The organism is Bartonella sp. AD328YNZD, assembly GCF_042196425.1.
Window position 1 is genome coordinate 1 of sequence record NZ_JBHIQG010000029.1, and the last position, 8,961, is coordinate 8,961.

8 protein-coding genes are annotated in these 8,961 nt (G+C 37.7%); 5 read left to right on the forward strand and 3 right to left on the reverse strand.

Features of this window, described 5'->3' with window-relative positions; all coding sequences use genetic code 11:
- Positions 1 to 180, forward strand: a 180-nt coding sequence (locus tag ACFIO3_RS02715) for a DUF2853 family protein (RefSeq protein ID WP_375704083.1), incomplete at its 5' end; no start/stop codon positions are given.
- Positions 181 to 248: 68 nt separating this feature from the next.
- Here the strand turns inward: ACFIO3_RS02715 and ACFIO3_RS02720 are convergent.
- The 3 genes from ACFIO3_RS02720 to ACFIO3_RS02730 all read right to left on the reverse strand — a co-directional run bounded on the left by ACFIO3_RS02720 (position 249) and on the right by ACFIO3_RS02730 (position 5,766).
- Entirely contained in the window at positions 249 to 1,556 is a 1,308-nt protein-coding gene (locus tag ACFIO3_RS02720) for an MFS transporter (RefSeq protein ID WP_375606985.1), read from the reverse strand.
- Positions 1,557 to 2,239: 683 nt separating this feature from the next.
- Complete coding sequence (locus tag ACFIO3_RS02725; protein WP_375606986.1) at positions 2,240 to 3,550, reverse strand: MFS family transporter; 1,311 nt, start codon at positions 3,548 to 3,550, stop codon at positions 2,240 to 2,242.
- A gap of 908 nt (positions 3,551 to 4,458) precedes the next feature.
- Positions 4,459 to 5,766, reverse strand: coding sequence for an MFS family transporter (locus tag ACFIO3_RS02730; RefSeq protein ID WP_375607008.1), 1,308 nt, complete (start codon positions 5,764 to 5,766; stop codon positions 4,459 to 4,461).
- A 221-nt stretch (positions 5,767 to 5,987) separates the two neighbouring features.
- On the opposite strand from ACFIO3_RS02730, the gene ACFIO3_RS02735 reads away from it, so the two are divergent.
- From ACFIO3_RS02735 to ACFIO3_RS02750, 4 genes are all read left to right on the forward strand, one after another.
- Entirely contained in the window at positions 5,988 to 6,782 is a 795-nt protein-coding gene (locus tag ACFIO3_RS02735; protein ID WP_375606987.1) for a thymidylate synthase, read from the forward strand.
- Positions 6,779 to 7,288, forward strand: a complete 510-nt coding sequence (locus ACFIO3_RS02740) for a dihydrofolate reductase (protein ID WP_375606988.1) — start codon at positions 6,779 to 6,781, stop codon at positions 7,286 to 7,288. The genes ACFIO3_RS02735 and ACFIO3_RS02740 overlap by 4 nt, the downstream gene beginning before the upstream one ends.
- 118 nt (positions 7,289 to 7,406) lie before the next feature.
- Positions 7,407 to 8,546: an FtsH protease activity modulator HflK gene (hflK, locus tag ACFIO3_RS02745; RefSeq protein WP_375606989.1), complete on the forward strand. Its 1,140-nt coding sequence runs from the start codon at positions 7,407 to 7,409 to the stop codon at positions 8,544 to 8,546.
- Positions 8,547 to 8,548: 2 nt separating this feature from the next.
- Positions 8,549 to 8,961: SPFH domain-containing protein (locus ACFIO3_RS02750; RefSeq protein WP_375704084.1), on the forward strand; the 413-nt coding region annotated here is incomplete at its 3' end.

Sequence of the window (8,961 nt, forward strand, 5' to 3'; positions counted from 1 at the left end):
GATCCAAAAGAGTTAGAACGTGTTGAAAAATGGGTTCAAGATGTTTTAGAAGCTGATGAACAGAGTGCTAAAATGGCCGTTTCAAAAGTGGCTGAGATGATGTCTGGAGAGCGTAGAAAAAGTCGACTGACTTTTTATTATCTAGTTGCTAAGCACCTTAATGCACTTCATAAAATTTAAACAATATTAAATTTGCGATAATGATAAAAAAGCCCAATCTCTTGGGCTTTTTTCGTTTATAAAAAGGGTTAATGTTTTTCATCTTCTTGGAGGTATCCCCCTTTACGCATACTCGGGACAAAGAGAAGAGCAATGAATGCCATGATCATCACGACGGTTATATAAAAATAAAAGAGTGATTCATGACCGTACTTTTTTAATCCAAGCGCAACGTATTCAGCAGAACCACCAAATAAAGCGTTACCAATGGCATGAGAGATACTAACGCCTAATCCACGTATTGAAGAGGGAAACATTGCTGATTTTACGACACCAGAGATGGATGTATACATGCTCATAATGAAGAGCAAGCCAATAATGACCGATAAGGCAACCCATAGACTATGCGTATTACCGATTATCCAGAGTCCAGGAAATGTAAAGATGACAGAGAGTATACTCCAAATGATAAGTAAAGTTTTTGTTCCAATTTTATCGGCTATGATACCAGCTATGGGTTGGAATAGGATGAAAATAAATAGTACAGCTGTCATAATCGTTGTTGCGGTATGTTTATCAAAGCCGGTGGTTGTGATCAGATATTTTTGCATATAAGTCGTAAAGGTGTAAAATGTGAGTGATCCTCCTGATGCAAAGCATGCAATTACGACAACGGCTTTTGTATGCTTGGTGAGAAGTTCCTTAAGACTGCCAGAGTGTTTGTGAGAGCGGCTTTCTTTCGTGGTTGTTTCGTGGAGAGAACGACGCAGATAAATCGCAATCACTGCCCCGAAACCACCAATCACAAAAGGAATGCGCCATCCCCATGCTTTTAACTGATCTTCAGAGAGATAAGATGCTAGAATAAATATAATGAAGCTGGCAAGAAGTTGACCTGTAATAAGGGTGGCTGATTGGAAAGAAGCAAAAAGCCCTCGATGTTTTTTGAGAGCAACTTCGCTCATATAAGTGGCTGCTGTACCATATTCACCACCCGCTGAAAGTCCTTGCATCATCCGAGCTAAAAGTAAAAGGATTGCTGATGTTATTCCTAAGGTTTCATAGGTGGGAAGTATGGCGATGAAAAAAGAGCCACCACACATCATAAAAATGGATATAAGCATCGAGCGTTTACGTCCATAACGATCGGCGATAAATCCTAAAAACCAAGCTCCAATAGGGCGCATAAGAAAGCCAATAAAAAACACACCCGCGGTTTTTAACAGTGGCGTAATCGTATCACCATCGGAGGGAAAGAATTGTGATGCAAAATAAATTGATGCAAATGAGTAAACGTAAAAATCATACCACTCTACGAGATTTCCTGATGCGCTTGCTATAATAGCAAAAACACGTTTTCTTGCATCCTGTGATGCTGAAATTGTTTCATTTTCCATGAATTGTTCCCCTTTTGGATTTATAGTCCATATATTTATTTCTAAATATAATTTCTAAACATAATTTTTTATGATTTCCAGAAAAATCCAATTGTATCATGATAATTTCTTAGAGAAATTCTTTAAGATGATTTATTGGAGTTATATTGTTATTATTTTTAAGAGTTTTACTTTTTTATTAGAAAAAATTATCATATTAATTTTAATTGTGTTTATATGACAAATATACATTGAAAATGTATATAAGTATATCTTCAAATTTTATTATAATAATACTATATTAATTACTTTAATGATAATTTGATGTTATAAAATATATGGATTTTACAAGAAGTAATAGAAAAAATTAAGTTATTTCATAAGGGTTAAATAGTATAAAATGGGACTTTTAAGTCCTTACTTATCGTTTTGCGCCATAATACATTATTTTTTAGGGGGGAGGATTCAGATAAGGTTTTCCGTATGAGGTGTTTTTCAGATATCATGATAAGTATTTAGGGGAGGGCTTGCCCATAGAATCTTATCAAGTAAATTACATAAAGAGGGTAGTAACTATAGATAATTTAAGAGAAACTGAGTTGTTTGTAAGACGAATGCGGGGCGGGTTTTCGTTCTTTACTAGGGTGGAGAGGAGATCAAAAAAAAGCCCAATTTCTTGGGCTTTTTTTATCCAGAAAATAAGTTTAATGAAGTCTATCGTCTTTATCGAGATATCCTCCTTTATCTATATCAGGCATAAGAAGAATAGAGATGAGTGCAATGACCATCATACCAACGATGTAAAAAAAGAAAACAGATTCGTATCCCATATTTTTTAATCCAAGCGCTACATATTCAGCAGAACCGCCAAACAGTGCGTTGCCAATGGCAAAAGCAAAGCCAACACCAATTGCTCGGATTGAAGCAGGGAACAATTCTGCTTTTATGATACCAGCAATGGACGTATAAAAACTCATAACACAGAGTATTCCAATAATGATTAAGAGTGCTGTCCATGGATTATGGGCATTCCCGATCATTTTAAGTACAGGAATGGTGCAGATAATGGATAATACACCCCAACTGATGAGTGAAGCTCTTGCTCCAATTTTATCGGCTAGCGAACCAAAAAGCGGTTGGAGTAACACAAAAACAAAGAGGGCGGCAGTCATTATTGTTGTTGCGGTTTGTTTATCAAAGCCAGTGGTTGTGATCAGATATTTTTGCATATAAGTGGTGTATGTATAAAATGTGAGTGATCCGCCAGCTGTAAAGCCAACAACCAAAAAGAACGCTTTTTTATGATTACGAAAAAGTTCTTTAAGACTACCAGCGTGTTGTTCAGAGCGGCTTTTGAGGGTTGTTGTTTCATGAAGCAAGCTACGCAGATAAATTGCAACGATTGCTCCAAAGCCACCAATGACAAAGGGAATACGCCATCCCCATGCTTTTAACTGATCCTCGTTAAGGTAAATGGCTAAAATAAATATTATAAAACTTGCCAGAAGTTGACCTGAGATCGTTGTTGCATATTGAAAAGAAGCAAAGAGACCACGACGATTTTTGGGCGCAACTTCACTCATATACGTTGCGGCTGTACCATATTCACCGCCAACGGAAAGCCCTTGAAACATACGGACAAAAAGGAGAAGGAATGCTGCTGTTATTCCCAAAGTTTTGTAAGTGGGAAGTATGGCAATGAGAAAAGAGCCCCCACACATCATAAAAACAGAAATAAGCATTGAGCGTTTACGTCCATAACGATCAGCAATAAACCCAAAGAGCCATGCTCCAATTGGACGCATAAGAAAGCCAATAAAAAAGATTCCTGCCGTTTTTAACAATTGTGTAACGATATCTTCATCTTCAGGAAAGAATTGCGAAGCGAAATAAACCGATGCAAAGGAGTAAGCGTAAAAGTCGTACCATTCTACCAGATTACCGGATGCACTGGATATAATAGCAAAAATACGTTTCCTTGTATCATGTGGATCTAAAGTTGTTTGATTATTCATGAAGTATTCCCCTTTTAGATTTATAACTTTTCTTCTTTTTAAAGCTATTTACGATGTGCATTATAAAAACGCCATTGTATCATGATAAATTTTTAGGGAAACATAAAGATTTTTTCTAGATCTATCAGTGCTGTTTTGGGCTCATGGTGTTGTTATATTGCGTAAATCTATCCTTAAGGAAATATTGTTTTTTGTTTGATTGTGAATTATTTGCATATGCAGAGTATTTATGAAGATATGATACTCTTTAGTTTATATGCTTGATGTTGTTTCGTAAAATGATGTTATTGACTATTGCATGCGAGGTTGGTGTATCAGTTAAAATACTTTTTAGAAATGATCTTAAGTGTTAAGGGGGAGTACAATATTAAGAGTTCGTCAATAGTATAATAATAGCGGCTTGCACTTTTATTAAGTGTAAAGAGAGTGATGACCATGTTTATATTTTACGGGGCTTTTACGTTATGTCATTCACGGGTGCCGTTGTGAAATGGAGTTGGGTATATTGAGAAATGTTTCTCAAAAAAGTGTGCGAATTCATAATATAATTGTATTTTCTACTTTTCATGAAAGGATTTGTGTTTCATGAGGGGTACCATTAAGAACGTATTAAACAAAATCATGAGTGGAATCTTTATTATTGATAAAATTTCTTGAAAGATAATCACTTTTCTTCGATTTTGAGTGGGAATGGGGGGTATTAAAATAAATCAAAAATTTTTTATCTTCAGCAAAAGAAGCATTTATTCATAATAATATGCAGCTGTTTATTTTTATAAGCAGTATATGCAGGAGAGAAAATTTCTTCTTTAGGTGTTTGAAGAGATAAAAAATCGTGCGCTTTAAGCTTCTATGGGAAAGAATTACAAAAAGCCCAGAATACTGGGCTTTTTTGTTAACATCAAAAGTTAATGAATATCGTCTCCTTGTAAATATCCTTTTTTGCGCGCATCGGGCATCAAGAGAACCGCAATGAATGCAATAATCATCATGCCGGTTATATAAAAATAGAAGACAGATTCGTATCCAAGGTCTTTTAATTCAAGCGCTACGTATTCAGCAGAGCCGCCAAACACTGCATTGGCAATAGCATAAGAGAATCCAACACCTGTTGCTCGCACTGAAGCGGGAAACATTTCTGACTTTACAATACCAGAGATGGATGTATAAAAGCTCATAATGCATAGCATTCCAATAATGACTGATAGAGCAATCCATGTTTCATTAGTGTTACCAATTACATGAAGTCCAGGAATCGTAAAGATAATAGATAAAACACTCCAAATAAGCAGTGAAGTTCTTGTTCCAATTTTATCAGCCATAAAACCAAATGCAGGTTGAAGTAACATGAAAACAAAGAGCGCAGCAGTCATGATTGTTGTTGCAGTATGTTTATCAAAGCCGGTGGTTGTGATCAGATATTTTTGCATATAAGTTGTATAGGTATAAAATGTGAGCGATCCCCCAGCTGTAAAGCCAACAACTAGAAAAAAAGCTTTCCTGTGATTGCGTAGAAGCTCTAAAAGACTACCAGCTTGCTTTTTAGAACGATTTTCTTCTGTGGTTGTTTCATGAAGTGTACGACGGAGGTAAATTGCAACAACTGCTCCTAGGCCCCCAATGGCAAATGGAATACGCCATCCCCATGCTTTTAGTTGATCCTCTGTGAGATAAAGTGCTAGAATGAATATAACCAGGCTGGCTAGAAGTTGTCCACCAATCAGTGTGGTATATTGAAAAGAGCTAAAAAATCCACGGCGGTTTTTGAGTGCCACTTCACTCATATAAGTGGCTGTCGTACCATATTCACCCCCGACAGAAAGTCCTTGAAGCATTCGGAGTAAAAGTAAAAGAATTGCTGCTGCCATTCCAATAGTTTCATAAGTAGGAAGTATGGCGATTAAGAAAGAACCACCACACATCATACCAACAGAAATAAGCATTGAGCGTTTACGTCCATAGCGGTCAGCAATGAAGCCAAAGAGCCATCCGCCGATTGGGCGCATAAGAAAACCAATAGCAAAGACACCAGCGGCCTTTAAAAGTTGTGCAACGACATCGCCATCTGAGGGAAAAAATTGTGATGCAAAGTAAATGGATGTAAAAGAATAAACATAAAAATCATACCATTCTACTAGATTACCTGATGCACTGGATACAATAGCCCAGATACGTTTTTGCGTATCATGTGATGCTAAAGATTCTTGTTTTTCCATAGTCAATCCCTTCATTTCACGTTCACCATTTTTGTTCATTATCACTCTATGTTCTTTTCTTCAGAAGCTGTCTATAGTATTTTATCTTTTGCATAAAAATTTTAGTCAGATCACGATAATTTCTTGTGTAAGATGTTTTCGGATAAAGATTTGAATTATGTTTGTACGAATTTTACAGTTTTTATTTTCTATAATGAGGAGAATCGGACATAATAACCCTCATGAAATTATATCTGGCTCTTTTATCCCACGTTTTAAATCAGGGTATTGATCGTACAGATCGGACGGGCGTTGGAACGCGATCTATCTTTGGGTATCAGATGCGCTTTGATTTACAAGCAGGATTTCCATTGTTGACAACAAAAAAACTACATTTACGTTCAATTATTTACGAGCTTTTGTGGTTTCTTAAAGGTGATACAAATATTGCATGGTTGAAAGAGCATGGTGTATCAATTTGGGACGAGTGGGCTGATGAAAAAGGAGATCTTGGTCCTGTTTATGGTTATCAGTGGCGTTCTTGGCCTGCTCCTGATGGGCGCCATATTGATCAAATTAGTAATCTTTTAACAATGATTAAGGAAATGCCAGATTCTCGTCGCTTGATTGTATCAGCTTGGAATCCTGCATTAATAGAAGAAATGGCTTTACCTCCGTGCCATTGTCTTTTTCAATTTTACATTGCGGAGGGAAAATTGTCCTGTCAGCTTTATCAGCGTTCGGCGGATATTTTCTTAGGTGTTCCATTTAATATTGCATCCTACGCACTGTTAACGATGATGATTGCGCAAGTAAGCGGTCTTAAAGTAGGCGACTTTATTCATACTCTGGGGGATGCTCATCTTTATTCTAATCATTTTGAACAGGCAAAATATCAATTGTCTCGTAGACCAAATGCTTTGCCATGTATGCGCATAAATCCAGCGGTAACAGATCTTTTTTCTTTTCAATTTGAGGATTTTGAATTGCTTAATTATGAAGCACAATCCCATATTAAGGCGCCGGTAGCAATATGATGATTTCCATTTGTTTCATTGCTGCGGTTGCAGAAAATGGTGTTATCGGTCGTGAAGGTGCCATGCCTTGGCATTTATCAACGGATTTGCAACGCTTTAAAGCTTTGACATTGGGTAAGCCCATTATTATGGGAAGAAAAACTTGGGATTCTCTTGGGCGCCCTTTACCAGGGCGTACAAATATCGTCATTACGCGTGATTGTACCTTCAACGCTGAAGGGGCTGTTGTTGCTCACTCTTTATCGCAAGCTTGCTCTCTTGCAACAAGCGTTGCTTCTCAAAATAATGTAAAGGAAATTTTTATTATTGGGGGAGGGGAAATTTTTCAACAAGGATTGCCTATGGCTGATAAAATATTCCTTACAGAAGTTTTAGCCTCTATAGAAGGTGATAGTTTTTTTCCTGTTTTTGATAAAGAAAAGTGGACTATTGTGCAAACACAAGATATTCCAAAAGGGGATAAAGATAGTCATCCGACACGTTTTGTTGTTTATGAGCGGAAATAATTTTTGTAATATGAAGTGGAAGGGGTTATCAGTTGTATTATAATGAGGTAATAGGCACCCTATAAGATCAAGCAAATGGTTGGTGTTCGAGTAGTGGTAATCAGTTAAAGAGGTGATAATGCCCTGGACAAATCAAAATGGTGGTGGCCCGTGGAGTGGCGATAAAAACAGTGGTGAAAAAAAAACACCAGCTAAGAATATCTTTGGTTCTGGTGGCAATCATGGTAGCGAAAATGGTCCTAATCTTAATGATATTTTGCGCAAAGGGCAGGATCAGTTTAAACAATTTGGGAGAAGTAGTCTTTCTGTTTTGTTCCTTCTGCTTATTGCGTTTTTTTGGTTATACCAGTCAATTTATATTGTTCAGCAAAATGAACAAGCGGTAGAGCTGCGCTTTGGCATCCCTAAAGAAGGCATTATTGGTGATGGCTTGCATTTTCATTTTTGGCCAATTGAGACCTATATGAAAGTACCTTTAACGGAAAAAACAATCGCGATTGGTGGAAAGCCTGGTCAAGCGCAACAAAGTGATGGTTTAATGCTTTCGAGTGATCAGAATATCGTTAATGTTAATTTTTCTGTTTACTATCGGATTTCATATCCTAGTCAGTTTTTATTCAATGTGAATGATCAAGAGGGAACTGTCCGCCAAGTTGCTGAGAGTGCAATGCGTGAGGTCATTGGTTCGCGGCCGGTTGATGATGTTTTACGTGACAAGAAAGAAGAAGTTGCTAATGACGTTAGAAAGATTATCCAGTTGACTGTCGATAAATATCAACTTGGTGTCGAAATAAGCCGTGTGTCTATCAGTGAAGCTGCTCCTCCAACAAAGGTTGCTGCTGCGTTTAATTCTGTTCAGCAGGCGGAGCAGGAACGTGGAAGAATGATTGAAGAGGGGAATCGTGTGCGTTTTACGAAAATTGGTTTGGCAAATGGTGAAGCTTCACGCACACGGGAAATCGCAAAAGGTGAAAAGGCACAAATGGTTGAAGAGGCAACAGGGCGTGCTGAACGTTTTCAGGCAATAGCTCGAGAGGCTGCGATTTCACCAGAAGCTGCGCGCTACCGTCTCTATATGGAGACGATGGGGCGGATTCTTTCTTCACCAAATAAGCTGGTTCTTGATCAGGCAAATTCTCCAGCGGTGCCTTATTTACCTTTGAATGAATTGTTGCGTAGCAAGTCATCAGAAAAAGTAAAGGCAACATCAGCGCGTCCTGCGTTACTCTTAGATTCTCGTATTGCTGGAGGAGATTAATTATGCAGCAATCTCGCTTTTTGTTTGTTTTTAGTGCTATAGTGTTTGTTTTGATGATTTTGTGGATGTCCGTTTTTATCGTCTATCCTCGTCAACAAGTAGCAATTAAGCGTTTTGGACAAATTGTTCAGGTAGAATCTAATCCTGGAATCTATTTCAAGGCGCCCTTTATCGATAAGATGATCATTGTTGATAATCGGTTATTGCGTTACGATGTTCCTACACAATCTGTACAGGTTCGTGGTGGTGCGTATTATGAGGTGGATGCGTTCTTTATTTACCGTATTACAGATCCTAAGTTGTTTTTACAGCGCATTGCTTCTGGGCGTCCACAAATTGCGGCACGTGAAAACCTTGCACCACGGTTTATTGACGCTTTGCGTGCTGTTTATGGTAAGCGAGAATTTAAAGCAGC